General features: G+C 73.1%; 24 protein-coding genes and 1 tRNA gene. 14 read left to right on the plus strand and 11 right to left on the minus strand.

The genetic code is table 11. The features are described 5' to 3' along the window. Positions 1 to 17: 17 nt before the first annotated feature. Entirely contained in the window at positions 18 to 1,490 is a 1,473-nt protein-coding gene (locus GCE86_RS32650; protein WP_239542960.1) for a hypothetical protein, read from the minus strand. 115 nt (positions 1,491 to 1,605) lie between these two features. On the opposite strand from GCE86_RS32650, the gene GCE86_RS25840 reads away from it, so the two are divergent. Both GCE86_RS25840 and GCE86_RS25845 read left to right on the plus strand, forming a co-directional pair. Then, positions 1,606 to 2,295: a PASTA domain-containing protein gene (locus tag GCE86_RS25840; RefSeq protein WP_154229313.1), complete on the plus strand. Its 690-nt coding sequence runs from the start codon at positions 1,606 to 1,608 to the stop codon at positions 2,293 to 2,295. 101 nt (positions 2,296 to 2,396) lie between these two features. Further along, a complete protein-coding gene (locus GCE86_RS25845; protein ID WP_154229314.1) occupies positions 2,397 to 3,227 on the plus strand; it encodes a PASTA domain-containing protein in 831 nt (276 codons plus the stop codon). A 4-nt stretch (positions 3,228 to 3,231) separates the two neighbouring features. Here GCE86_RS25845 and GCE86_RS25850 read toward each other — a convergent pair whose 3' ends face one another. Beyond that, complete coding sequence (locus GCE86_RS25850) at positions 3,232 to 3,675, minus strand: hypothetical protein (RefSeq protein WP_154229315.1); 444 nt, start codon at positions 3,673 to 3,675, stop codon at positions 3,232 to 3,234. A gap of 98 nt (positions 3,676 to 3,773) precedes the next feature. Next, positions 3,774 to 4,061: a hypothetical protein gene (locus tag GCE86_RS25855; protein WP_154229316.1), complete on the minus strand. Its 288-nt coding sequence runs from the start codon at positions 4,059 to 4,061 to the stop codon at positions 3,774 to 3,776. A gap of 628 nt (positions 4,062 to 4,689) precedes the next feature. Between GCE86_RS25855 and GCE86_RS25860 the strand changes: the two genes are divergently transcribed. From GCE86_RS25860 to GCE86_RS25870, 3 genes are all read left to right on the plus strand, one after another. Beyond that, entirely contained in the window at positions 4,690 to 5,571 is an 882-nt protein-coding gene (locus GCE86_RS25860; RefSeq protein ID WP_154229317.1) for a helix-turn-helix domain-containing protein, read from the plus strand. Continuing rightward, on the plus strand, positions 5,541 to 5,762 hold the full coding sequence (locus GCE86_RS25865) for a DUF397 domain-containing protein (protein ID WP_154229318.1): 222 nt from the start codon (positions 5,541 to 5,543) through the stop codon (positions 5,760 to 5,762). The genes GCE86_RS25860 and GCE86_RS25865 overlap by 31 nt, the downstream gene beginning before the upstream one ends. 158 nt (positions 5,763 to 5,920) lie before the next feature. Next, positions 5,921 to 6,322 carry a hypothetical protein gene (locus tag GCE86_RS25870; protein WP_154229319.1) on the plus strand — a complete coding sequence of 134 codons (402 nt, stop codon included), beginning with the start codon at positions 5,921 to 5,923 and terminating at the stop codon, positions 6,320 to 6,322. On the opposite strand, the gene GCE86_RS25875 is transcribed toward GCE86_RS25870, so the two are convergent. Further along, positions 6,290 to 6,892: a hypothetical protein gene (locus GCE86_RS25875; RefSeq protein WP_154229320.1), complete on the minus strand. Its 603-nt coding sequence runs from the start codon at positions 6,890 to 6,892 to the stop codon at positions 6,290 to 6,292. The two genes, GCE86_RS25870 and GCE86_RS25875, sit on opposite strands and share 33 nt — an antisense overlap. Before the next feature lie 220 nt (positions 6,893 to 7,112). On the opposite strand from GCE86_RS25875, the gene GCE86_RS32520 reads away from it, so the two are divergent. Further along, positions 7,113 to 9,122, plus strand: a complete 2,010-nt coding sequence (locus GCE86_RS32520) for a S8 family peptidase (RefSeq protein WP_154229321.1) — start codon at positions 7,113 to 7,115, stop codon at positions 9,120 to 9,122. A 64-nt stretch (positions 9,123 to 9,186) separates the two neighbouring features. Here the strand turns inward: GCE86_RS32520 and GCE86_RS25885 are convergent, their stop codons facing one another. From GCE86_RS25885 to GCE86_RS25895, 3 genes are all read right to left on the minus strand, one after another. Further along, complete coding sequence (locus GCE86_RS25885) at positions 9,187 to 9,993, minus strand: WecB/TagA/CpsF family glycosyltransferase (RefSeq protein ID WP_154229322.1); 807 nt, start codon at positions 9,991 to 9,993, stop codon at positions 9,187 to 9,189. Beyond that, positions 9,990 to 11,063, minus strand: coding sequence for an NAD-dependent epimerase/dehydratase family protein (locus GCE86_RS25890; RefSeq protein ID WP_154229323.1), 1,074 nt, complete (start codon positions 11,061 to 11,063; stop codon positions 9,990 to 9,992). The genes GCE86_RS25885 and GCE86_RS25890 overlap by 4 nt, the downstream gene beginning before the upstream one ends. Before the next feature lie 107 nt (positions 11,064 to 11,170). Further along, positions 11,171 to 11,256 (minus strand) — tRNA-Leu (locus GCE86_RS25895). 209 nt (positions 11,257 to 11,465) lie between these two features. Here GCE86_RS25895 and GCE86_RS25900 point away from each other — a divergent pair. The 7 genes from GCE86_RS25900 to pknB all read left to right on the plus strand — a co-directional run bounded on the left by GCE86_RS25900 (position 11,466) and on the right by pknB (position 20,383). Then, positions 11,466 to 12,257, plus strand: coding sequence for an FhaA domain-containing protein (locus tag GCE86_RS25900; protein WP_154229324.1), 792 nt, complete (start codon positions 11,466 to 11,468; stop codon positions 12,255 to 12,257). Positions 12,258 to 12,263: 6 nt separating this feature from the next. Continuing rightward, positions 12,264 to 12,749 carry an FHA domain-containing protein FhaB/FipA gene (locus tag GCE86_RS25905; protein ID WP_091264705.1) on the plus strand — a complete coding sequence of 162 codons (486 nt, stop codon included), beginning with the start codon at positions 12,264 to 12,266 and terminating at the stop codon, positions 12,747 to 12,749. Then, the gene (locus tag GCE86_RS25910; protein ID WP_154229325.1) at positions 12,746 to 14,191 is read left to right on the plus strand and encodes a PP2C family protein-serine/threonine phosphatase; all 1,446 of its coding nucleotides are present in this window, start codon (positions 12,746 to 12,748) and stop codon (positions 14,189 to 14,191) included. Before GCE86_RS25905 ends, GCE86_RS25910 begins: the two co-directional genes overlap by 4 nt. 85 nt (positions 14,192 to 14,276) lie before the next feature. Beyond that, positions 14,277 to 15,710: an FtsW/RodA/SpoVE family cell cycle protein gene (locus tag GCE86_RS25915; protein ID WP_208818142.1), complete on the plus strand. Its 1,434-nt coding sequence runs from the start codon at positions 14,277 to 14,279 to the stop codon at positions 15,708 to 15,710. After that, on the plus strand, positions 15,707 to 17,209 hold the full coding sequence (locus GCE86_RS25920) for a peptidoglycan D,D-transpeptidase FtsI family protein (protein ID WP_154229327.1): 1,503 nt from the start codon (positions 15,707 to 15,709) through the stop codon (positions 17,207 to 17,209). The genes GCE86_RS25915 and GCE86_RS25920 overlap by 4 nt, the downstream gene beginning before the upstream one ends. 1 nt (position 17,210) lies before the next feature. Next, positions 17,211 to 18,560 (plus strand): serine/threonine-protein kinase, encoded by a 1,350-nt coding sequence (locus GCE86_RS25925; RefSeq protein ID WP_154229328.1) that lies wholly within the window; start codon positions 17,211 to 17,213, stop codon positions 18,558 to 18,560. Then, complete coding sequence (gene pknB / locus GCE86_RS25930; RefSeq protein WP_154229329.1) at positions 18,557 to 20,383, plus strand: Stk1 family PASTA domain-containing Ser/Thr kinase; 1,827 nt, start codon at positions 18,557 to 18,559, stop codon at positions 20,381 to 20,383. Before GCE86_RS25925 ends, pknB begins: the two co-directional genes overlap by 4 nt. 81 nt (positions 20,384 to 20,464) lie before the next feature. On the opposite strand, the gene GCE86_RS25935 is transcribed toward pknB, so the two are convergent. The 4 genes from GCE86_RS25935 to GCE86_RS25950 are packed head-to-tail and all read right to left on the minus strand — an operon-like array spanning position 20,465 to position 23,755. Beyond that, positions 20,465 to 21,115 (minus strand): aminodeoxychorismate/anthranilate synthase component II, encoded by a 651-nt coding sequence (locus GCE86_RS25935; protein WP_154229330.1) that lies wholly within the window; start codon positions 21,113 to 21,115, stop codon positions 20,465 to 20,467. A 4-nt stretch (positions 21,116 to 21,119) separates the two neighbouring features. Continuing rightward, complete coding sequence (locus GCE86_RS25940) at positions 21,120 to 21,392, minus strand: hypothetical protein (RefSeq protein ID WP_091264681.1); 273 nt, start codon at positions 21,390 to 21,392, stop codon at positions 21,120 to 21,122. Positions 21,393 to 21,395: 3 nt separating this feature from the next. Beyond that, positions 21,396 to 22,952 carry a class E sortase gene (locus tag GCE86_RS32220; RefSeq protein WP_167537075.1) on the minus strand — a complete coding sequence of 519 codons (1,557 nt, stop codon included), beginning with the start codon at positions 22,950 to 22,952 and terminating at the stop codon, positions 21,396 to 21,398. Next, positions 22,949 to 23,755 carry a DUF881 domain-containing protein gene (locus GCE86_RS25950; RefSeq protein WP_154229331.1) on the minus strand — a complete coding sequence of 269 codons (807 nt, stop codon included), beginning with the start codon at positions 23,753 to 23,755 and terminating at the stop codon, positions 22,949 to 22,951. Before GCE86_RS25950 ends, GCE86_RS32220 begins: the two co-directional genes overlap by 4 nt. A 231-nt stretch (positions 23,756 to 23,986) precedes the next feature. Here GCE86_RS25950 and GCE86_RS25955 point away from each other — a divergent pair, with 231 nt between their 5' ends. Next, positions 23,987 to 24,250, plus strand: a complete 264-nt coding sequence (locus GCE86_RS25955) for a cell division protein CrgA (RefSeq protein WP_091264673.1) — start codon at positions 23,987 to 23,989, stop codon at positions 24,248 to 24,250. Positions 24,251 to 24,320 lie beyond the last annotated feature (70 nt).

Genomic DNA, 24,320 nt, shown 5'->3' on the forward strand with positions numbered 1-24,320 from the left:
GCGAGATGGCGTCACGCTCAGCGGCCGCGGCGCGCCTTCGGTCCGGTGGTGGGCGCGGTCGGCCCGCTCCCCGGAGCCCGCTCCGCCGTCGCAGGTCCTGCCGGCTGGGGCTCGTCGCGGGTCGAGTCCGGCGGTACCGGGTCGGTGCTGACCGGCGAGCTGGACTCCGGCCTCCGCTGGGGCGGTACGGCCCGGCCACGCCGGCCGGCACCGCGCTCCGGTGCCGTGCCCGGATCCGCCACGACGCTCGTGCCACCGGCCGCCGCCCCACCGGGCAACGGATCCGTCGGCGTCGGCCGGCGCCCCGGGGCGGTGGCCTGCTCGCCGAGCGGGTCGTCCGACGTGGCCCCGGCCGGTCCGGCCTCGCCGGGCCCGGCGCTCGGCACGGCCGGTCCGGACGCGCGCCGGCCGAAGAACCGGCGGGCCGGCCGTTCCGGGGCGGGCGCCGCGCCGGCGGCGTCCGCCGGACCGGTTGCCGGTTCCCGGGGCGGGGCGGTGAGCGGGTCGTACCCGTCACTGTGGAGTCGGTCCGCCTCCCCGGTGCGCTGACGGGGCAGGCGGACGTCGGCGGCATCGGGCCGCTCGTCGGCGGCCTCGGTCCGCTCGGCGGCGCGGCGGTCGGCCCGCTGGGCGAGCGCGGCCACCAGGACCGAGCCACCGATCCCGGCGATCACCGCGTACGGGGCGATCAGGTGGGCCGACACCTGCTCGGCCGCGATACCGGCGAGCCTCGGCACGGCGAGCAGGTAGGCCAGTGCGACCAGCAGCGGGCCGGCCGCTCCGGAGGCCGCCGCCCCGACCCGTCGCTCGGGGGCGCGGACCGCCCGCCGGGCGGCCAGCAGCCCGATCACCAGGGCCGAACCGAGCGAGAGCAGCGCACCCGGCCAGTAGAAGTAGTCCCGGATCCAGAACCGGCCACTGTCGGCGCTGATCTGCCAGATGCCGAGCTGCGCGGTGCTGAGGCCGCGGCCGGAGAGCACCCCGTCGACCACCGACACCACGGCGAGCAGCCAGAGCCAGCCGGTGGTGGCGATGAGGTTCGTGGCGGCGGCCCGGGTGTGCAGCGCCCACGTCGCGAGGAGCACCCCGAGCACCAGCCCGGCGGCCGCGTATCCGGCGGCCACGGCCTGCGGGGAGGACGTGTCCGGCACCCGGGCGGCCCGGGCCGGCACGGCCACCAGCAGTACGGTGATCAACGCGCCCGCCCCGGCGGCCAGCGCCAGCCCGAGCCGCGGCAGGCTGCCGGCCGGCCCGTCGTCGTCCGCACCGCGCAGCCGCTGCGCGCAGACCGCGCCCGCGATCACCGAGGTCGCGGAGATCCAGGTTGCCCAGGCGAGACTGGCCACCCAGGTCGCGTCGATCCGGGCGGCGCCGGCCGGCGCCCAGTTGATGATGCCCAGCCCGTAGCCGAAGCCGAGCTGCGCGGCACCCGCACCGGCGGCGACGCCGAGTGCGGCGGCGGTCGATCCTCCCCAGCCCCGTCTGGCCATGCCGGGGAGCGTAGCGTCCCAAGGTCGACGCGGCGAGTGCTGGCGGAGGCCGGATCGCCCGCGAGCGGCTTGGCGGCGCCCGATACGGTCGCCGGTGACTGAGGCGGGGGACAGGATGACGCACGAGGGTTACCCGGACCGGCAGCCCGCGGGACGCGAGGAACCGGGGCCTGACCGGACCCGGCTGCTCCTCGGCGGCGGCCTGGCGGCGGTCCTGCTCGCGGTGATCGGGGCGAGCGGCGGCTGGGTCCTGGCCGGGGAGCCGGACCGGCCCACCCCACCGCCCGTCGCCGGCCCCACCACACCTGCCGTCGACGCCACCACGCCGACCGCCGCTCCGGCGAGCACCGCCGCCGACCGGCCGACCGGTACGCGCACCACCACCCCCGCCGGCCTGACCGTGCCGCAACTCGTGGGCACCGACTTCGAGCAGGCCCGGCAGGAGCTGCGGGACCGCCGGCTCGGCTGGCGGTTGGTGTTCGGCGGCGGCTCCGGCCGTACCGTCGAGCGCACCTCGCCCACTCCCGGCACGCCGGTGAAGCGTGGCGTCACGGTCACCCTGTGGGTCGCCGGCCCGGCGCCCGCCGTCGCCGTGCCCGACCTGCTCGCCCAGGGCTGTGCCGATGCGGCGGACGACCTGGTGGCCGCCGGCCTTTACCCGCGCTACCGCACCGGACGCGAGGGTCCGGTCACCGCGCAGGACCCGGTCCCCGGCAGCACGGCCCGGTGGAACGACCCGGTCACCCTCGCCTGCGGCGACGAGCCCGCCACCACGCCGACCGCCAGCCTGCTGCCCGCGCCGTGACGGGCGGCCCGGCGCGCTGATGCCCGCCGGTGGTGTGGCGGACCGCTACCGTGGACGATCGAGGGCCAGGCCGCCCTGCCCCGGTGGGGAAAGGACGTGCGATGAGCGACGACCGCCAGGAGCCACCCGCCGAGGACCCGGACGCGACCAGGGCGCTGCCCCCCGACCGGAGTGGCGCCGACCCGGACGCCACCCGCGCACTGCCGCCCGAGCGCCCCGCCGTGCCCGAGGATGCCGACGCCACCCGCGCGATGCCGCGGGAGCCGGCCGGTGACGCGACCCGGCCGCTGCCCCGCGGGGAGGGCGGTGCCGCAGCGGGCCGACCGGTCGACGCCACGAGCCCCCAGCAGCCGGTCAGCCCCGCCTGGTCCGGGCGCGCCGGGGTGCCGCCACCGCGGCCGGCCGGCTATCCGGAGCCTGGCGGCGAGTGGTACACCGAGGAGCAGGCGGGTCGTCGGTGGTGGATGCCGATCCTGCTGGGCGTCCTCGCGTTGCTGCTCATCGCGTTGATCGCCCTGGGTGTCTGGCTCGCCCTCCGGGCGGCGGACCGCGACGCCGAGCCGGGCCGGTCGCCCTCGGCCGTGCCGAGCACCGCCCCGCAGACCAGCGCCACGCCGACCACGGCCGCGCCCAGCAGTTCGCCGCCGAGCAGCCCGCCGACCACGACGGCGGCCGCCGAGGTGCCGATGCCCCCGCTCGTGGGGCTGCCGGAGTCCGCCGCCCGCGCGGCACTCGACCGGCTGGGCGTGGACTACCGGGTGCGGTACCGAACGTCGGACCAGCCGGCCGGGACGGTGATCGACACCGACCCCGAGGCCGGCGAGCCGGTCGCCGAGGGGGACCGGGTGAGCATCGTGGTGGCCCGGGCCGCGGATCCGACGACCGCCGCCCCCACCTCGGCGGCCCCGCCGACGGCCACCGCCACGCCCTGAGCCTTCACCACTGGCGACGTCTGGTGCCGACCAGGCCCAGCCCGGCCAGTGAGATGGCGAGGCCGAGCAGGCCGGAGTAGAACAGCGACCGGCTGAGGTCGGTGGCGGCCGACGGGCGCTCGGCGAGCGCGGCCTCGCCGGCCCCGGCGCCGCCCGCGGCCTGGTCGGGAATGGACGACGCGTCGGCGCCGCCCCGCGCACCGGCCACCGGTGGGTCGACCCAGTCGGGCTCGTCGTCCGGGTCGGTTGCCGGCCGGTTGCCCTCCCCGGCCACGGTGATCTCCGGAGCCGGGACCGGCTCCGTCAACTCCTGGGTCGCGGAGAAGGCGGGGTGGCGGACCACGAGCGCGAGTGCGGTCGCGGCGCCGAGGAACACGAGGAGTCCGAGGGCGTAGCTGATACGGGACCGGTGGTGCCGCCGCGCGGCGGGCAGATTGACCATGACCATCCCAGGTTCAGGGTCCGGAGCGCGCGGGGTGGAGCGTTGCCGGGGTGGGCGTACCGATTCTATGGCGGCGGCACGCCCCCCGATTGGGAAACGTGAGGTCAGCCGACCCGGACCGGGGTCCGGGACACCGGACGACGGGCCGTCCGGACGGTGTGCGGACGCGGGGCCGGCGCGGCCTGGAAGTGCCGCAACCCCTCCTGCTGTACGAAGATCGACCGCCGGTTGACCGCGTCCCCCGCCGCGTTCAACTCGTAGCCGTCGAGCCAGAGCCAACCGTCGTAGGTCGGCACGTCGAGCACCCGGATCACCCGGAACATGATCGGTCGGAGGAACTGGACACTCGCGGCGCGAGTCACGTGCAGTACGTCACCGGAGCGGGGAAGCACATGGGCTCCTGGGAAGGATCGGCCGGCGGGCGGGCCGGCGAGTCTGATCGGGGGGACGGGTCGGTCCGGTGACGGGGGATCTACCTCGTGGACCGGCGGATCAGTGGGTCGGTGCTGGTCGGGCCGTACCCGCGGTGGCGGACCGCCACCCGACCATCACCCGGCTGCTCCCGGTTACCGCTCCCGCCGCCACAGCCAAGCTGACGTGCAGCGGCGGGGTCTTCATCCCGGGGCAGGTCGCAGGGCGCGGGACGGCTCCCCTCCCGCCGTCCCGCGGCCCGTGGTGCGACCACGCCCGGAGATCATGCGAAGACGGTGAGTAACCCGTGCCATACCGACAGAGTGCATCAGCGACGTGCTTCATGCAAGTTGCACGTCGACTTTTGCCGATACGCGAGCACGACACGTGAACGGGACGCTTGAAGCCTCAGGTCCCGGGGCGGCACACTGGACGCCGGTTTCGCCCGTCGCGGCCGGTCGATGACCGGCACCACCCCCTGCCGCGAACGCTCGCCCGCCGTACGCCGGTCGCGCCCCGGCGGGCGTCCAACCGGGCGCGACCGACCGGAGGTAGCCGGGTGCGCGCGAGGAGTGGGAATCCCCGTCCATCGACCCGTGGGGTGTCGCCGTGAGCGAGCGGCGCAGCCCGACCATCCGGCGTCGGCGCCTGGGGGCGGAACTCCGCCGCCAGCGTGAAGCCGCCGGCATCACCATCGAGACGGTCGCCGAGCAGTTGGAGTGCTCGGCCTCCAAGATCTCCCGTATCGAGACCGGCCACACCACGGCGACCCCGCGGGACGTCCGGGACATGCTCCGCATCTACGGGGTGGTCGGCGCCGAGAGCGACGAGCTGGTGCAGATCGCCCGCGAGGCCCGGCAGAAGGGCTGGTGGCATCCGTACAGCACGGTGCTGGTCGGGGCGTACGTGGGACTGGAGGCGGCGGCCAGCTCGATCCGGGCCTATGAACAGCAGGTCGTGCCGGGCCTGCTGGAGACCGAGGAGTACGCGGGGGCGATGATCCGGGCCGCTCGGCCGGACTTCACCGCCGAACAGGTCGATCAGCGGGTGCGTGTCCGACTGGGCCGTCAGTCGTTGTTGACCCAGGACGATCCGGTCGATCTGTGGGTGGTGCTCGATGAGGCGGTGCTGAGCCGGCCGGTTGGCGGCGACGCGGTGATGCGTGGCCAGCTCAAACGGTTGGTGGAGATTGCCGAACTGCCGAACGTGACGTTGCAGGTCCTGCCCTTCGAGGTGGGCGCGCACGCCGGCATGGACGGCACCTTCACGATCCTCAGCTTCCCCGAACCGAGTGATCCCGATGTCGTGTACGCGGAGAACGCCACGGGTGGGCTCTTCCTCGAGAAGAGCGACGAACTACAGAAGTACAGCTTCATCTTCGATCACATTCGCGCGGCGGCCATTCGCCCGGAGGAATCCATCGCACACATCGCAAAACTTGCAGAGGAGCCGTTGTGGAAATGGCGACCAAGGAGTTCCCCGTGGACCTGACGCAGGCGACGTGGGTTAAGAGCTCGAAGAGCGGGCCGAACTGTGACAACTGCGTGGAGGTCGCGTACGTGACCGGGGCGGTCGGCGTCCGGGACTCGAAGGACAGGACGGGCCCGGCCCTGGTCTTCGCCCCCGGTGACTGGCACGCCTTCGTCGCCGGCGCACGGGGCGGTGCGTTCGCCGGGAAATGATCCGGCGCCGCGCCCTTTCCGAACGTGGTCCCGCCCGGCAACGTCGCCGGGCGGGACCATTTCGTTCGCGCCCGGCCGGGTGCGGGCACCCCGTCGCCAGTTCCGCTCCGCCTCGTTGAACCGCACAGATCGGCAACCGAGCGAGGCAGGCGAGACGGATGACGACGATCGGTTCGGAGAATCTGACCAACGGCCCGGGCAAGCCCGAGCGGTTCGGTGGCAAGTACCGCGGGGCACGCCGCGACAGCGTCCTCACCGAGGTGGGCTCGGGCGACACCGAGATCGGCGGCCGCGACACGGCCGCACCGGACCAGGCCGGGCCGCCGCTCTCCCTGCCGTCGCTCGACCCGAACCCGCTGACCGAGCCGTCCTTCCCGCCGACCGGCTGGCCCATGGAGCAGCCGGAGTCCCTCGTGGACCATCCGCTGCTGCGCGGGCTGCTCATGGAGTTGCCGCCGAAGGGCAGTGTCCCTCCGCCCGGCTGGCTCGACCGCTGGTTCGAGGCGACCCGGGCGATCCTGGAACTGCTATACGTGCAGGGGACGGCCCGCCCGCGCTGACACCGTGGCGGCCGGCGGCAGTGCCCGCTCGGCGAGGCGGTTGTGCCGCAGGGCATGGCGTACCCCGATCGCGATCACACCGAGCACCGCGACGGTGATCGCGGGTCCGGCGACAGCCGGCGTCGCGAACAGGTCGACGCCCGTGGCCGGTAGCACCGCGCCGACCGCCGCCAGGGCGGTCACCTGGAGCGGCAGCACGATCAGCGGGTGCGCCGCGGCGGCCCGCAGCCCGTGCGGGGCCGGGGTGTCCGGCGCGGCGGCGAACGCGCCCGCGCCGGCCCGCAGCCAGCGGACCCGCCGTACCGTGCAGACCGCGACGGCCAGCGCCGGAGCCGCCGCGAGGGTGAGCCCGGCGGCGGCCCGGTCGAGCGCCGTGGCGCCGGCGCTCTGCAGGCCCACCGCGAGGACGGCCGCGGTCAGCGCCAGGCCGGCGAGGACCAGGGCGGACAACCAGCCGGTACGCCGTCGCAGCGCGCGGGCGCGGTCCAGCCGGGGCAGCCCGTCCGCCACCACACTGGCGGCCACCCAGACGGCGGCGACGGGGATCAGCACGGTGAGAGGCTCGTCCATGGTGCCAGCCTGGTCCGGATCGACGGGTACCGAATCCGGGGCGGCACCCCGGTTCCTCCCGTACGCCCTCCCGTAGGGGTCATCCTGCCGGCGTTATGGCCGATCCGGAATCTTCACAGTGTTCCCACTGCTGACCTAGCCTCTTAACGATCGGTCAGCGTCGATTCGCCTGCGCCTCACCGGGCGGACGGTCCTGTGCCGGTCGGAGGGAGGTAGGGAGATGGGTCTCCCAGACAGGTCCGTACTCGTCGGAATGGCCGCCCTGACCATGCTCGCGGCCGCGTCACCCGCCTCGGCCGCCGAACCCACCGGCACCATCCGCGCCGCCGGTGGTCCCACCGCGGTGGCCGACAGCTACCTCGTCGTCCTGAAGGACAGCGCCGTCGCCCCGAGCCGGGTCGCCGAGACCGCCCACCGGCTCACCGCCCGGCACGGCGGCACCGTCGCCCGCACCTGGCGCGCCGCGCTGCGCGGCTTCGAAGTCAACGTCGGCGCGACGGCCGCCGCGCGGATCGCGGCCGACCCCGCCGTGGCGTACGTCGAACAGAACCACACGGTCACCATCGCCGGCACCCAGACGAACCCGCCCTCCTGGGGCCTGGACCGGATCGACCAGCGGAACCTGCCCCTGAACAGCTCCTACACCTACCCGAACACCGCCGGCAACGTGCGCGCCTACATCATCGACACCGGCGTGCTCTTCGGGCACAACGACTTCGGCGGCCGGGCCGTCTCCGGCTTCGACGCGGTGGACGGCGGCTCCGCCGACGACTGCAACGGCCACGGCACGCACGTCGCGGGCACGGTGGGCGGCTCGTCGTACGGGGTGGCGAAGGGCGTCCAGATCGTCGGCGTCCGGGTGCTCAACTGCCAGGGCAGCGGCACCAACGCCCAGGTCGTGTCGGGCATCGACTGGGTCACGGCGAACGCGGTGAAGCCGGCCGTGGCCAACATGAGCCTCGGCGGCTCCGCCAACAGCTCCATCGACACCGCGGTCACCAACTCCATCAACTCCGGCATCACGTACGCCGTGGCGGCCGGGAACGGCGACATCCTGGGCAACCGGCAGAACGCCTGCAACTACTCCCCGGCCCGGGTCGCGTCGGCGATCACCGTCGGGGCGACGCAGAACAACGACGCCGCCGCGAGCTTCTCCAACTACGGCACCTGCGTCGACATCCTGGCGCCGGGTGTCAACATCACCTCGGCCTGGTACACCGGCACGTCCGCCACCAACACGATCAGCGGCACCTCGATGGCGTCGCCGCACGTGGCCGGCGCCGCGGCGCTCGTGCTCTCGGCGAACCCGTCGTGGACCCCGCAGCAGGTGCGGGACAGCCTCGTCAACGACGCCACCCCGAACGTGGTGACCAACGTGGGCACCGGTACGCCGAACCGGCTGCTCTACGTGGCGAACGGCACGACCCCGCCGCCCACCAACGACTTCTCCGTCTCGGTCTCGCCCACCTCCGGCTCGACCGCGCCGGGCGGCTCGGTGACCGCCACGGTTGCCACCGCCACCACCAACGGCTCGGCCCAGTCCGTCAGCCTCTCCGCGAGCGGCCTGCCGGGCGGCGCCACCGCCTCGTTCAACCCGCCGACGGTGACCTCGGGCGGCTCGTCCACGCTCACCATCACCACGTCGGCGAGCACCCCGGCCGGCACCTACCCGGTGACGATCAGTGGCACCGCGGCGTCGGGCACGAAGACGGCGACGTACTCACTGACCGTCACCGGTGCCGGCGGCTGCACGGGCGCGGGTCAGAAGCTCGGTAACCCGGGCTTCGAGTCGGGCAACACGGTGTGGTCGTCGAGTTCGGGTGTGATCGGCCAGTACGGCTCCTCCGGGCAGCCGCCGCGTACCGGCACGTGGAACGCGTGGCTGGACGGCTACGGCAGCACCCACACCGACACGCTGTCGCAGTCGGTGAGCCTGCCGGCCGGCTGCACCTCCTACACCTTCACGTTCTGGCTGCACATCGACTCGGCCGAGACCACCAGCAGCGTCCAGTACGACAAGCTGACCGTGCAGGTGCTCAACTCCTCCGGCAGCGTGCTGGCCACCCTCGGGACCTGGTCGAACCTGAACAAGGCCAGCGGCTACAGCCAGAAGTCCTTCTCCCTGGCCGCGTACGCCGGCCAGACCGTCACCCTGAAGTTCACCGGCACCGAGGACTCCTCGCTGCAGACCTCATTCGTCATCGACGACACGGGGGTGAACGTCTCCTGAGCCAACCTCTCCCACCGGCGTCCGGCGGTCCCCCTCGGGGTGGCCGCCGGACGTCGTCGCGGGCTCAGACGTCGAAGGTGGTGAGGCGTTCCGTGGCCGGGGGCGGCGGGGTGGCCTTCCACACGCCGGTCTTCTGCGCGGCCAGCCGGGCCAGGTAGGCCGGGTTGAGGATGACGTAGCGGCGCCAGAGCCGCTTCGGCTCCAGGCCGAGCCGCCAGAACCACTCCAGGCCGGCGCGCTGCATCCACGGCGGCGGGTTGCGCAGCAGCCCGGCGTGGTAGTCGAACGCCGCGCCGACGGCCATCAGCGGCATGTCGAGCAGCGGCCGCATGGCGTACGTGAAGATCTCCTGCCGGGGGCAGCCCAGCCCGACCAGGACGAGGCGGGCCCCGCTGGCCTTGATCCGGTCGGCGATCTCGGTGTCCTCACCCGGCTGGAGCGACCGGAACTTGGACGGCTCGACACCGGCGATCTTCAGCGCCGGGAACCTGCGCTCCAGGGCCGGGACCAGGCGGGACAGGGTCGCCTCGGTGGAGCCGTAGAGGTAGACCGGCAGCCCCTCGTCGGCGAAGCGGGCCAGCACCCGGAGGGTGAGCTCCGGCCCGTAGACCCGGTCGGTGAGGCCGGCGCCGTGGAGCAGGTTGAGCGCCCAGCGCACCGGCTGCCCGTCGGGCGTGACGACGTCGAAGGAGTTGAGCCGGGCGTTGTGCGCCCGGTCGAGCACCCCGGTCATCACCCCGTGCACCGCCAGCGCGGTGAGGGCCAGCGGACGGCGCTCGTGCGCAGCCGCCACCACGGCCTCGGTCGCCCGGGCGTAGTCGGTGGCGTCGACGAGTACGCCGAGCACGTTCCGCTTGGTGCCGGTGGTCATGCCTTCGGCACCCACTTGTCGACGTTCGCCTCGTAGATCTCGCGGAGGATCATCGGCACGTCGTAGGTGATCTTCCAGTTCGGGTAGTGCTCCTCGAACCGGGCCATGCTGCTCACGTACCACTGGTGGTCGCCGGTGCGGGCCTGCTCGACGTAGTTGATCTTCGCCACCCGGCCGGTGATCTCCTCGGCGATCCGGAACGCCTCGATGTGCGAGGTGTTCGAGTGCCGGCCCCCGCCGAGGTTGTAGACCTGCGCCGAGCGCGGCTCGCGGAAGAACGCCTCGAACGCGGTGAGCACGTCCCGCGAGTGGATCGCGTCCCGGACCATCTTCCCCTTGTAGCCGAAGAGGTTGTACGTCCGGCCCTCCATCACGCAGCGCATCAGGTACGCCAGGAATCCGTGCAGCTCGGCGGCGGAGTGCGCCGGACCGGTCAGCGTGCCGCCCCGGAAGCAGGCCGTCTTCATGTCGAAGTACCGGCCGTACTCCTGGACCATCACGTCCGAGGCGACCTTGGAGGCGCCGAAGATCGAGTGCAGCGACTCGTCGATCGACATGTCCTCGGTGATGCCGTCGTACCAGGGGTGGTCCTCCGGCAGCTCGTAGCGCGTCTCCAGCTCGATCAGCGGCAGGGTGTTCGGGCGGTCGCCGTAGACCTTGTTGGTCGAACAGTGGATGAACGGCGCGTCGATGGCGTGCCGCCGGGTGTTCTCCAGCACGTTGAGGGTGCCGCCGGCGTTGACGTCGAAGTCGGTGTACGGCTCCTTGGCGGCCCAGTCGTGGCTCGGCTGGGCGGCGCTGTGGATCACCACGGCGATGTCCGAGCCGTACTTCTTGAAGACCTGCTCCAGGGCGTCCCGGTCGCGGATGTCCACGGCGTGGTGGGTGTAGGAGCGGCCCAGCTCGCCGGCGAGGCGGTCGAGGCTCCAGGCGGTCGAACCGTCCTCGCCGAAGAAGTACCGGCGCATGTCGTTGTCGATGCCGACCACGTCGAGACCGAGGCCGGCGAAGTGCCGGGCCGCCTCGGAGCCGATCAGACCGCCCGAACCGGTCACCAACGCGACACTCACACGCCACTCCTGGTCCATTGGGGGCAGGGAAACCACCGGAGCATAGCGTGATGTCCGGCACGCCCCGATATGGCGCGAGGGCCCCGCTGATTGCGGAGCCCTCGTGATGGTGGGGAAGGGGGGAGTTGAACCCCCACGCCCTTTCGGGCACACGGACCTGAACCGTGCGCGTCTGCCATTCCGCCACTTCCCCGTGGCCTGACCTGCAACACCGTAGCTCATCCCGCTCCCGCCGTCTGCGGCGGGTGCCCGGACATATTACGCTGTTCCCGGTCATCGCCACGAGCGATCACCGTTCGTGGCGGACGAAACTTTAGCACGTCCGCGGGGCTGGTCACGAACGGGCCGCCGGCAGCCGGCCGAGCGGCGTGTGAGCTGCGGAGGCGGTGTCCGGATACCATCATTGCCTCGGGACCCGAGGAGGAGCCGGTGAGCGTGCTGCAACGCTTCGAGAAGCGTCTGGAAGGCCTGGTCGAGGGGGCCTTTGCCAAGGTCTTCAAAGGGGTGGTCCACCCCGTGGAGATCCTCAACGCCATGCAGCGGGAGGCCGAGGCGCACAAGGCGATCCTGGCCGGTGGGCGCACGTTGGTGCCCAACCGCTACGTGATCGATCTCTCGCCGTACGACCACAGTCGGCTGGCGCCGTACGCCGCCGCGCTGGCCCAGGAACTGGCCCAGTCGCAGGCGGAGTTCATCGGCGAGCAGGCGTGGACGGTCTACGGCGACGTGATCGTCGAGGTCGAGCGTGGTGAGGGGCTGGACACCGGCATGTTCCGGGTCACCGCGGAGGTCTACACCGGCGGCGACGTCGCCCCGGTCTCCGCGCCCGGCGGCTACGACGCCGGCCCGGCCTACCCGCCGGCCTACGACCAGGGCGGCGGCTACGGCCCGCCTCCGGGGCACGGCGGCGGCCGCAACGTCCGCCTGGTCTCCGGCGACGGCCGCACCTACCCCCTCCAGATGGGCTCGACGGTGATCGGCCGCGGCGACCAGGCCAACCTGCGCCTGCCCGACGTCGGCATCTCCCGCCGCCACGCCCGGCTGGACTTCGACGGCGGCCAGGTCGTGCTGACCGACCTCGGCTCCACCAACGGCACGATGGTCAACGGCCAGCGCGTCTCCGCGGTCGCCCTCAACCCGGGCGACATGATCCAGCTCGGCACGACCACCCTGACCTTCCGCGTGGACGGCTGACCCGCGTTGCCGGAACTCGTCATCACCGTCGCCCGGTTCGGGTTCCTCATCCTGCTGTGGATCTTCGTGTTCACGGTGGTCGGCGTGATCCGGCGGGACCTCTTCGCGGGGGCCCGGTCGGGCCGCCTGGTGGCCGCGCCGCGCGCGGTCGGGGCCTCGACCGGGCAGCCGGCGAAGCCGGCGAAGGTGAAGCGGGGCAGGGCGGCGCACCAGCTGGTGGTCACCGCCGGCCAGCTGGCCGGCACCCGGATCACCCTCGGCGAGGCTCAGATCACCATCGGCCGGGCCGAGGACTCCACGCTGGTGATCACCGACGACTACGCCTCGGCGCGGCACGCCCGGCTCGTGCCGCGCGAGGGGCAGTGGTTCGTCGAGGACCTCGGATCGACTAACGGCACCTACCTGGATCGCGCTAAGGTCACCGGACCAACCCCCGTCCCCCTCGGCGTGCCGATCCGGATCGGCCGCACTTCCCTCGAATTACGGCCATGACTCTGACCCTGCGCTACGCGGCCCACAGTGACCGCGGTCTGATCCGAGACGGGAACCAGGATTCCGTCTACGCCGGACCGCGGCTCCTTGCCGTTGCCGACGGCATGGGCGGCATGGCCGCCGGTGACGTCGCCAGCAACATCGTCATCGGTGCCATGGCGCCCCTGGACGAGGACGTCCCTGGGGACGCCCTCGTCGACGCGCTGCGTTCCGCCGTCGGCACCGCCAACCAACAGCTCCGCGACACCGTGGACGCCAACCCGCAGCTGGAGGGGATGGGCACCACGCTCACCGCGACCCTCTTCTCGGGCAGCAAGCTCGGCATGGTCCACATCGGTGACTCGCGGGCCTATCTCCTGCGCAACGGTGAGTTCGCCCAGATCACCAAGGACGACACGTACGTCCAGATGCTCGTCGACGAGGGCCGGATCAGCGCGGAGGAGGCGAGCAGCCACCCTCAGCGCTCGCTGCTCACCCGCGCCCTGGACGGCCGGGACATCGACCCGGAATACAGCGTCCGGCAGGTGCTCCCGGGTGACCGCTACCTGATCTGCTCGGACGGCCTCTCCGGCGTGGTCAGCGCGGACACCATCGCCGACACCATGCGGGAGTACACCGACCCGCAGCAGTGCGTCGAGCGCCTCGTGCAGCTCGCCCTGCGCGGTGGCGGTCCGGACAACATCACCGTGATCATCGCCGACGCCACCGACCAGGACATCGTCGAGGCGTCCCCGATCGTCGGCGGCGCCGCCGCCCGGGACCGCGGGATGGCCACCTCGGCCGACGTCTCCACCCCGGCGGCCCGCGCCTCCGCGCTGTCGGCTCCGCGCGCGCCCGCGCCGGAGGAACCCACGGACAACCGCGACGACGAGCCCGAGCGGCGCCGCCGGCACCCGCTGCGCACCGCGGCCATGCTGCTGGCGCTGCTGGTCATCGTCGGCGGCGGCCTGTTCGGCGGATGGAACTACACGCAGCGCCAGTACTACGTCGGCGCCACCGACGACGGGCAGCTCGCCGTGTTCCGGGGGGTCCCGGGCCAGGTCGCCGGGCTCGACCTGTCCAACGTGCACGCCACCAGCGACGCCCGGCTCGACGACCTCACCCAGGCCGCCCAGGAGCAGGTCAAGCAGGGCATCCAGGCGCGGAGCGAGCCGGACGCCGAGCGCCGGCTGGCCGAGCTGACCAGCGACGACCCGGCCAACCCGAACCTGAAGCCCCTGTGCCCGCCCAGCCCGACCCCAGGTGCGGTCTCGCCGACCCCGAGCCCGTCCGCGGCCGGCGGCTCGCTGGCCCCGGCGGTCAGCGGCAGCGCCGTCCCGCCGGCCTCGGCCACGGCCACCCCGGGCACGACGCCCACAGCGACGCCGACCACCACGCCCGACGCCGTCCCCTCCGACACGGTCTCGCCGGTCGACCCGACCGGCTGCCGGTCGCCCGAGTGAGCACCGGCTCGATCCCGAGGACACATCCGTGACCGCAGCCGCCGCACCGGCCGCCTCGCCCGCCTCGACGGGCGAGCAGCCCGGCGTGCGCCTGGCCCGGTCCCGGCGCAACGCCGAGCTGTCCCTGCTCCTGCTCGCCATGGTCCTGGTGGCGGCGTACGCGGCGACGGTCGAGGCCAACGTGCTGGACACCGTCACCCCGGACTTCTGGATCCCGGCCGCCGCGCTGGGGCTGGTCTTCCTGGGCCTGCACCTGGTGATCCGGTGGCTGGCGCCGTTCGCCGACCCCGCGCTGCTGCCGGCCGTGGCCCTGCTCAACGGCATCGGCGTGGGGTTCCTGCGACGCTACGACCTGGCCAACGCCGCTCCCGAGCAGCGGGAGAGCCTGGCCATCTTCGCCGGCACCGGCGGGCGCCAGCTCGCCTGGACGCTGGGGGCGGTGATCCTCGCCGCCGCCCTGCTGGCGATCATGCGGGACCACCGCTCGCTGTCGCGCTACGCGTATACCCTGGGGCTTGCCGGCATCGTGCTGGTGATGATCCCGGCGGTGCTGCCGGGCCGGTTCTCCGAGGTCAACGGGGCGAAGCTCTGGATCCGCCTCGGCGGCTTCCAGATCCAGCCCGGTGAGTTCGCCAAGCTGGCCCTGCTCACCTTCTTCGCGTACTACCTGGTCCGTAAGCGGGAGGTGCTCTCGCTGGCCAGCCGGCGGGTGCTCGGCATCGACTTCCCGCGGGGCCGCGACCTCGGCCCGGTCCTCGTGGTCTGGCTGATCAGCATCCTGGTCCTGGTGTTCGAGAAGGACCTGGGCACGTCGCTGCTCTACTTCGGCATGTTCGTGGTGACCCTCTACATCGCCACCGAACGGGTGAGCTGGCTGCTCATCGGTCTCATCCTGTTCTTCGGCGGCGCCTACCTGGCGTACGTGCTGGGCAGCACGGTGGGTGGCCCGTTCGCCAACTTCTACGATCGGGCGCAGATCTGGCTGGACCCCTTCGCCGAGCCGTACGACCGGGGCTACCAGCTCGTCCAGGGCCTGCTCACGCTCGGCACCGGCGGCCTGTTCGGGGCCGGCCCGGGCGGCGGTCAGCCGACCCTGCTGCCCGAGGTGCAGACCGACTTCATCTTCGCCGGCATCGGTGAGGAGATCGGCCTGTTCGGCCTCTCCGCGCTGCTGGTGGTCTACCTGCTGATCGTCGAGCGGGGGCTGCGTGCCGCGCTGGCGGTCCGGGACTCGTTCGGCAAGCTGCTCGCCGGTGGCCTGGCCTTCACCCTGGGTCTCCAGGTCTTCGTCATCGTCGGCGGGATCAGCAAGCTCATCCCGCTGACCGGCCAGACCACGCCGTTCCTCTCCGCCGGTGGCTCCTCGCTGATGGCGAACTGGCTGCTGATCGCGGTGCTGCTCCGGGTCTCCGACGGCGCGCGCCGGCCGGTGACCGGGGGCGGCGGCCCGGCGGCCCGGCCGTCGGGTGGCCCGCCGGAGCAGCTGCACGGTGCCCCCACGGAGGTGATCCGGCCGTGAACGCCCCCCTGCGCCGCGTCGGCGTGGTCGTCATGATCCTGTTCGGGCTGCTCTTCGCCAACCTGAACTGGATTCAGGCCTACAAGGCCGACGAATACCGCAACAGCGACTACAACGGCCGGGTCCAGGTCGCCGAGTACGAGCGCAAGCGCGGCAACATCGAGGTCGGCGGCACCGCGGTCGCACTCAGCAAGGAGACCAGCGGGAAGCTGAAGTTCCAGCGCAGCTACCCCGGTGGGGCCATGTACGCGCACGTGCTCGGCTACAAGCCGGTCAACCTGGCCGACACGGGCATCGAGCGGCTGGAGAACGACTTCCTCGCCGGCACCAGCGACCAGCTCATCGCCAACCGGATCAAGGACATGTTCACCGGTGACCAGACCGGTGGCGGCAACGTGCTGCTGACGCTGTCGAAGCGGGCCCAGGAGACGGCGTACAAGCAGCTCAACGACAACCAGGTCGGCGCCAAGCGGGGCGCGGCCATCGCCATCGATCCGCGGACCGGGGCCCTGCAGGCCCTGGTGTCCATGCCGAGCTTCGACCCGAATCCGCTGGCCAGCCACGACACGGGCGCCGCCTCCAAGGCACACAACGCGCTCGAGCAGGACAAGGACCGCCCGCTGGCGAACCGGGCGCTCGCCGAGACCCTGCCGCCCGGCTCCACCTTCAAGATCGTGGTGGCCGCCGCGGCGCTGGAGAACGGCGTCACCCAGCAGACCGAGATCCCGGCCGGGCCCAGCTTCACGCCGCCGACCTCGGGCACGCCGATCCGCAACGCCGCCCCGTCGATCTGTCCGGAGCCCCAGGTCACTCTCCGCGAAGCGGTGACCGAGTCGTGCAACACCGGCTTCGCCCAGCTCGGCTTGCGGCTCGGTGCGGACAAGATCAAGGAGAAGGCCCGCGCGTTCGGCTTCGAGCAGGACGACCTCACCGTCGGCGAGACGGGCGAGGACGGCGGCCTGCCGGTGGCGGCCAGCCGCACTGGTGAGATGGCCGCGCCCGGCGGCGGCACCGACCCGGCCGCGCTGGCCCAGTCCTCCATCGGCCAGCGCGACGTGCGGATGACCCCGCTGCAGGGTGCGTTGATCGCCGCCACGGTCGCCAACGGCGGCAGCCAGATGCGGCCCTACCTGGTCAAGCAGCTGCTCGGGCCGGACCGCACCACGGTCTACGACGCCGCCAAGCCGCGTGAGCTGCGCCAGCCGGTCAGCGGTCCGGTCGCGGCCGACCTGCGGGACATGATGGTCAACGTGGTGAAGGAGGGCACCGGCCGGAAGGCCGCCATCGAGGGCTACACGGTCGGCGGCAAGACCGGCACCGCCCAGTCCGGCCCGAACACCCCGGACCACGGCTGGTTCATCGGCTTCGCGCTGGACAAGAACGGCACCCCGGTCTCGGCGGTGTGCGTGGAGCTGGAGCAGGCCGGCAGCGGCGGCAGCGCCGAGGCGGCCCGGATCGGCGGCCGGATCATGGCGGCGGCCATCATGGAAGGCCGCTGACATGCTCAGCCCGGGTGTGCAGCTCGGCAACCGCTACCGCCTCGACGAGCGGATCGCCAGCGGTGGCATGGGCGACGTCTGGCGCGGCACCGACCAGGTGCTGGGCCGTACCGTCGCCGTCAAGAGCCTGCTCCCCGCCCTGCTCGACGAGCCGGGCTTCGCCGAGCGGTTCCGCGGCGAGGCGCGCACCATGGCCACCATCAACCACCCCGGCGTGGTCGACGTCTACGACTTCGGCAGCGACCAGCAGATCGCCTTCCTGGTCATGGAGTACGTGGAGGGCGACGCGCTCTCCTCGACGCTCAGCCGGGTCGGCCGGCTCACCCCGGCCCGCACGATGGCCCTGCTGGCCCAGGCTGCCGACGCCCTGCACGCCGCGCACGAGAAGGGCATCGTGCACCGCGACGTGAAGCCCGGCAACCTCCTGGTCCGGCCGAACGGCACGCTGGTGCTCACCGACTTCGGCATCGCCCGCTCCGACCTGGTCGGCCAGCTCACCGCCGCCGGCTCGGTGCTGGGCACCGCCTCCTACATCTCGCCCGAGCAGGCCACCGGCGCCGTCGCCACCCCCGCCTCCGACGTCTACGCGCTCGGCGTGGTCGCGTACCAGTGCCTGGCCGGCCGGCGGCCCTTCGAGGGGGACAACCCGCTCGAGATCGCCATGAAGCACGTGCGCGAGACGCCCCGGCCGCTCCCCGCCGACATCCCGCCCCAGGTGCGGGCCATCGTCGAGCGGGCCCTCGCGAAGGACCCGGCGGCCCGCTGGCCCAGCGCCGCCGCCCTGGCGAGCGTCGCCCGGCAGGCCAAGCTCGCCCTGTCGCAGCAGGCGCGGGGCGGCCGCCCCATCTCCGGCGTACCCGCCTCCCCGGCCGCGCCGGCCGCTCGCGCGCAGGTCCCCACGGCCACGCGGCCGCAGCCCCGCCCGCCCGCGGTGGCCGCGCACCCGCCGGCGGCGGCCCGTCCGGCCGCCGTGGCGCAGCCCGCCCCGCCGCCGCGCCCGCCGGTGGCGCCGCGCGGCGCGGCGGCCGTTCCACCGCCCCGCCAGCACAACCCGCTCGGGTACGCCCCGCCGCCCGTCGCGCCCAGGCCGCGCCGGTCCCACGCCGGGCGGTGGCTGCTGGCCATCGTGGTGGCCGTACTGATCCTTGTCTGCTCCGGCGTGATTTCCTACCGGATCCGGAACGACGCGGCGGCCGGTGATCCCGGTCTGCCTGCTCCGGTGGGCGTGACCTCCGGCGCGGTGCGGGCCCACGGGGGCGACTATGCGGTTCCCACGTCGTACCGTCGTGGGGTACGGCTCCAGCCGGCTGCCGGCGAGACGACGACGAGCGAAGGACGAGAGACGCGATGACAGCGCAGGCCCGCCTGCTCGGTGGCAGGTACCAGGTCGGCGAGCTGCTCGGCTACGGCGGCATGGCGGAGGTGCACCGCGGTCGTGACCTCCGGCTCGGTCGGGATGTCGCGATCAAGATGCTCCGCGCCGACCTTGCCCGGGACGCGACCTTCCAGATGCGGTTCCGCCGGGAGGCGCAGAACGCCGCCTCGCTGAACCACCCGGCCATCGTCGCCGTGTACGACACCGGCGAGGAGACCGCCCCGACCGGCGAGACGCTGCCCTTCATCGTCATGGAGTTCGTCAACGGGCGGACCCTCAAGGAGGTGCTGGGCGCCGAGGGCCGGCTCCAGCCCCGCCGGGCGCTGGAGATCTGTGCCGACATGTGCGCGGCGCTGGAGTTCAGCCACCGGCACGGGATCATCCACCGGGACATCAAGCCCGGCAACGTGATGCTCACCCAGACCGGCCAGGTCAAGGTGATGGACTTCGGCATCGCCCGGGCCCTGGCCAGCGGCGCCACCACCATGACGCAGACCAGCGCGGTCATCGGCACGGCGCAGTACCTCTCCCCGGAGCAGGCGCGCGGCGAGGCGGTCGACGCCCGCTCGGACGTCTACGCGGCCGGCTGCGTGCTGTTCGAGCTGCTCTGCGGGCACCCGCCGTTCGTCGGGGACAGCCCGGTCAGCGTCGCCTACCAGCACGTACGGGAGCAGCCGCCCACGCCGAGCACCATCAACCCGGACGTCAACCCGGCCGTGGACGCCATCGTCCTCAAGGCGCTCTCCAAGAACCCGCTCAACCGCTACCAGAGCGCCGGCGAGATGCGGGCGGACCTGCTCCGCGCCGCCGCCGGCCGGCCGGTGCTGGCCACCCCGGTCATGCCGGCCGAGGAGACCATGCCGATGGCGCCGGCTGGGGCCGCCGGCGGCTACCAGCAGACCCAGGTGATGGGCCCGCAGACCCGCGAGCAGCCCCCGGCCCGGGTCGGCGACGCCCGCAAGCGCAAGAGCTCGGCCTGGGTGATCGCCACCTTCGCGGCGCTCGGCGTGCTGGCGGTGATCGCCCTGGCCACGGCGCTCTGGCTCAACCAGACCGGCGCCGAGAAGGTCTCCGTACCGCCGCTGGAGGGCAAGAGCCAGGCGGTGGCGACCGCCGATCTCCAGCGGGCGGGGCTGCGCGTCTCAATCGGGGATCCGATCCTCAACAGCGACTGCACGAAGAACACGGTGGCCGCCCAGAACCCGCAGTCCGGCGCGTCGGTGGCGAAGAACAGCCCGGTGACGATCCAGATCTGCGGCGGGAAGCCGGTGGTGACGATCCCCTCCGGCATCAAGGGCAGCACCTACACCAGCGCCAAGGCCCGCCTCGAAGACCTGAACCTCGTCGTGAACCGCAAGGAGGTCAACAGCGGCGCACCGGAGGGCCAGGTCGTCGCCCTGGACCCGGACGAGGGCAGCTCGGTGGCCGAGCGGAGCACGGTGACCCTGGAGGTTTCGAAGGGCAACGTGAACGAGGTGCCGAACGTCAAGGGTTACACCCGGGACCTGGCGGAGCAGCGGCTGAAGGAAGCCGGCTACGGCGTCCGCGTCCGGGAGGGCAACGAGGTGCCCCCGGATCAGGCGGGCAAGGTCAGCGCTCAGAACCCGCGCGCCGGCACCAAGCTGGCAAAGGGCGAGACGGTGACCATCGAGGTTGACATCCCGGCCCCCGAGGAAACCGAGAGCCCCAGCCCGGGCACCCCGTCGCCGGGCACGACGCCCACCACCCCTGGCACCGGCGGCGGCGGTGGATTCCCGTTCCCGAACAGCACGCCGCCGACGAGGTTCAGCCAGCCCTGACCCGACGGCTCCAGACAGGCGAGGTGGCGGTGTCCGGTCGACCGGACACCGCCACCTCGCCTATCTGGCGTAGGACGAGCCTCAGGCGGCGGCGAACGCGGCCCGGCGCCGGGCGTCGACCTCGGCGGCCAGCTCCGGGGCCCGCTCCAGCGCCTCCGGGAAGCCGCAGACGGCCAGCCAGTTGGCCAGCATGAGGTGCCCGCCCTCGGTCAGCACCGACTCCGGGTGGAACTGGACTCCCTCGATCGGCAGGGTGCGGTGCCGCATGGCCATGACCACGCCGGAGCCGGTCCGGCCGGTGACCTCCAGCTCGTCGGGCAGCGTCTCGGGCAGCACGGCGAGCGAGTGGTAGCGGGTGGCCGTGAACGGGTCGGGCAGGCCGGCGAGCACTCCGACGCCTTGGTGGCGTACCTCGGAGGTCTTGCCGTGCAGCAGCTCCGGCGCCCGGGTCACGGTCGCGCCGAACGCCTCGCCGATGGCCTGGTGACCGAGGCAGACCCCGAACAGGGGGAGCTTGCCGGCGTACTCCTTGACGACGTCCAGGCAGATGCCGGCCCGGTCGGGGCTGCCCGGTCCTGGCGAGAGCAGCACCCCGGCGGCGCCCACCCGGCCCACCTCGGCCACGTCGATCTCGTCGTTGCGCCGCACCTCGCAGTCCACGCCGAGCTGGCCGAGGTACTGCACCAGGTTGAAGACGAACGAGTCGTAGTTGTCGATTACGAGGACGCGCATCGGGTCACCTGCTCGGGGTGGAGGGCGGGGCGTTGTTCGACTCGGTGCTGTACGGGATCTCCTCCTCGGACGGCCGCTCGGTCGGCTCGGTGAGCCCGCCGTCCCCCGGCACGCCGGAGTCCTGGGTGACCTGCACGTCGTCGAAGGGCAGAAGTGGCTCGGCCCACGGGAAGACCACGAACCAGAGCAGGGCCACCGTCGCGGCGGCCAGCAGCACCGAGCCGATCAGCTTTCCGGGCAGCCCGAGGGGGAGCTTGCGCCAGATCCAGCCGTACACGCCTCAGCCCTCCAGCTCCGCCGGGCGACCCGCCACCTTGGCCTGCACGTGGTCGAGCCGCGCGTGGACGATCAGCCGCTGGTAGTTGTCGAACTTCGGGTTGCAGGTGGTCAGCGTCAGCAGCTTCTCGGTGGGCGGCTCGTTCGGTTTGCCCGGCACCGGCGCCACGACCTCGACCTGGTACGGCTTCACGATCTGCTGCTGGTAGACGCGGTAGACGAGCCAGTCGGTCTTGGTCTCGACCACGATGGCGTCGCCCGACTTCAACTCGTCGAGCCGCCAGAAGGTGGACCGGATGCGGTGGCCGGCGACGGAGAAGTTGCCCACCTCGCCCGGCATCGCGCTCTTCGGGTAGTGGCCGGGCGCGTACCGGATGTCGTCGGGGGTGACGCCTTCGACCACCACCCAGTGCTTGTCGAGCTTCGGGATGTAGAGGCCGGCCACCGGCTTGCCCTCGGCGGGCGGCTTCGGTTTGACGCTCGGGCCGGCGGACGGGGTCGGCCCGACCGTCGGGTCCGCTCCCCACTCCTGGGCGAGCTGGCTGTTCAGGTCGTTCTGGTGGGCGTCGACGATGACCGACTTGCCCCAGATCTCGTAGCCGGCGAAGAGCAGCACCACCAGGCCGAAGGTGATCAGCACCTCGCCGGTGCCCCGCACGATCGTCCGCAGCCGGGATCCGACGGTGGGCCGAGTCAGCTCGGAGTAGACGCTCCTGTACCCCTCGCCGATCTGCTCCGGCCGGAGCTGCACCACCCGCTCGCCGCGGCGGGGCCGCGGCGGCTCGGCCGGTGGGTCGGTCGGGTCGCCGTCCCCGGTGTCCGGGGCCGGGGGGACGGCACCCATCAGGGCGGTGGAGTCCAGCGCGGCCGAGCGGGCCGCCGGGCGGCTGACGGCCGGGATCACGGCGGTCGCTCCCGGGTCCGCCGGGCCGGTCGCGGCCGGACGGGCCGCCTCGCAGCCGGGCCGCTCGGCCGGGTTCCCGGCCGCGGGGCGCTCGCGCCGATCGCCGAGCGGCGGGATGAACGCGGTCGGCGCATCACCGGGACTGGACGGCCGCACCGCGGCAGGGCCGTGCGGCGCGACAGGACCGTGCGGCCCGACTGGGCCGTGCGGCGCGGCAGGACCGTGCGGCGCGGCAGGACCACGCGGCCCGACTGGGCCGTGCGGCGCGGCGGGGGCATGCGGCGCTGCGGGGCTGTGCGGCGCTGTGGGGCTGTGTGGCGCGGCCGGGCTGTGCGGCCCGACTCTGCCCTGCGGCCCGACTGGGCCCTGCGGCGCGGCGGGCGGCGGTGACACCGGTCGGCTGGCGGGGGCCGGGGGGCGACTGCGGTCGCCAGGCCAGGCCGGTGGCGGGGCCGCGTGCGGGCGCGGGCGGGCCGGCTGCTGGTCGGTCGCCGAGGGGGGCGCGGCCCGGTCCGGCCAGGGCAGGTCGAGCGGCGGGGAGGGCGGCGGCGCGGGCGGCGGGGGCGCCGGCCGGTCGAGCTTCGGGAGGAAGGCGGTCGGGTCGTCGTTCTGGTCGCGATGGCGCCCGTCCCGCTCCCGGTGGTCGTCCGGTGTCACCTAAGGACCTTCGCCGACTGCAGCGCGGTCGAGTCCTCGAATGCCGGCACCGTGACCGTGGAGATGGTCTCGGAGTAGCCGAGCTGGTAGTGGTCGACGGCTTCCCTGAACAACCGGACTCCCTTGGACGCGGCGAGTTCCCGCTGGAAGGCGGCGGGATCGCCGATTGCCACGATCTTGAAAGGAGGGGAGTACACCCGGCCGTGCAGCAGCAGAGTGTTACCGACGCAGCGTACCGCGCTGGTGCTGAGCACGCGGACATTCATGATTGACATGGCCTCCGCGCCGCCCGCCCAGAGCGCGTTCACGACGGCCTGGACGTCGCCCTGGTGGACCACCAGGTCGTCGTTGCTCGCGCCCTTGGGCAGGGGCTGGTCGGCACGCCGGGGCGCGTCGTTCAGTTCGATGGTGATGCCGTTGCCGGTGAGCGCCGTGAAGCCGGCGGCCTGCCGGCTGGCCGCGGCCCGGTCCCGTTGCGCCTTGATCGGGCCGTCGGCGCCCGCGAGGGCCCCGGTCTGCTCCTCGACCTCGGCGCGCAGCCGGGCGGCCTTCGCCTCGCTGGCCGCGACCTCCTCGCGCCGGTCCTCGATCAACTGGGTGAGCTGGGGACGCCGGTCCTCCCGCAGCGGGGTGCCACCGGCGGTGGTCGCGGTCGTGGTGAACAGGAGCCCGGCCGCGGCGGCGATCAGGGGTACGCCGATCGACCAGCCCGGGCGGCGCTGCCGCGGCCGGCGCGGCAACAGGCCGACCACCGCGCGCCGGAGGACCTTCTGCCAGGAGGCGGCGCCGGACGTGTACTCCACCGGGCGTTCCCTTCCCCGTCGTCTCGTTCCGGCCCGCAACGGCGCGGACCGGTGTGCTCGACCCGAAAAGTCCCACCCTTTTCGGTCACTGCGTGCACCGGCCTGACCCCATTCGTGGCCTGGACCGTCCGTCCGGACTACGCTAGCTGTCGAACATTATTGGCCATGGACCGTCGCCCCCGCGCCCGGTTGTCAGGCCGGACGAGGTCGTACCCCCCTCTGGAGAGCGTCGTGCCCAAGTCTCAGGTCCGCAAGAAGAAGGTGTACACCCCGCCGACGGACGTGCGTCCGACGGCGACGGCGGCGACGCGCAAGCCTAGCCCGGTCTGGCTGCCGATCACCGCGGTCGCGTTGATCGTGGTCGGCATCGGCTGGCTGGTCGTCTACTACCTCTCCGAGCAGGCCTACCCGGTCGCGACGTGGGGCTACTGGAACCTCGCGGTGGGCTTCGGCGCGATGGTCTCCTCGCTGATCCTGCTCTCTCGCTGGCGCTGATCCCGACCGGCTCCGCCGCCCTGCGCCCACGGCGTAGGTCACGCCGGGACGCCCCTGACCGGCGCCCGGC

It is taken from the genome of Micromonospora terminaliae, from assembly GCF_009671205.1.
In the GTDB taxonomy this organism is placed as follows: domain Bacteria; phylum Actinomycetota; class Actinomycetes; order Mycobacteriales; family Micromonosporaceae; genus Micromonospora; species Micromonospora terminaliae.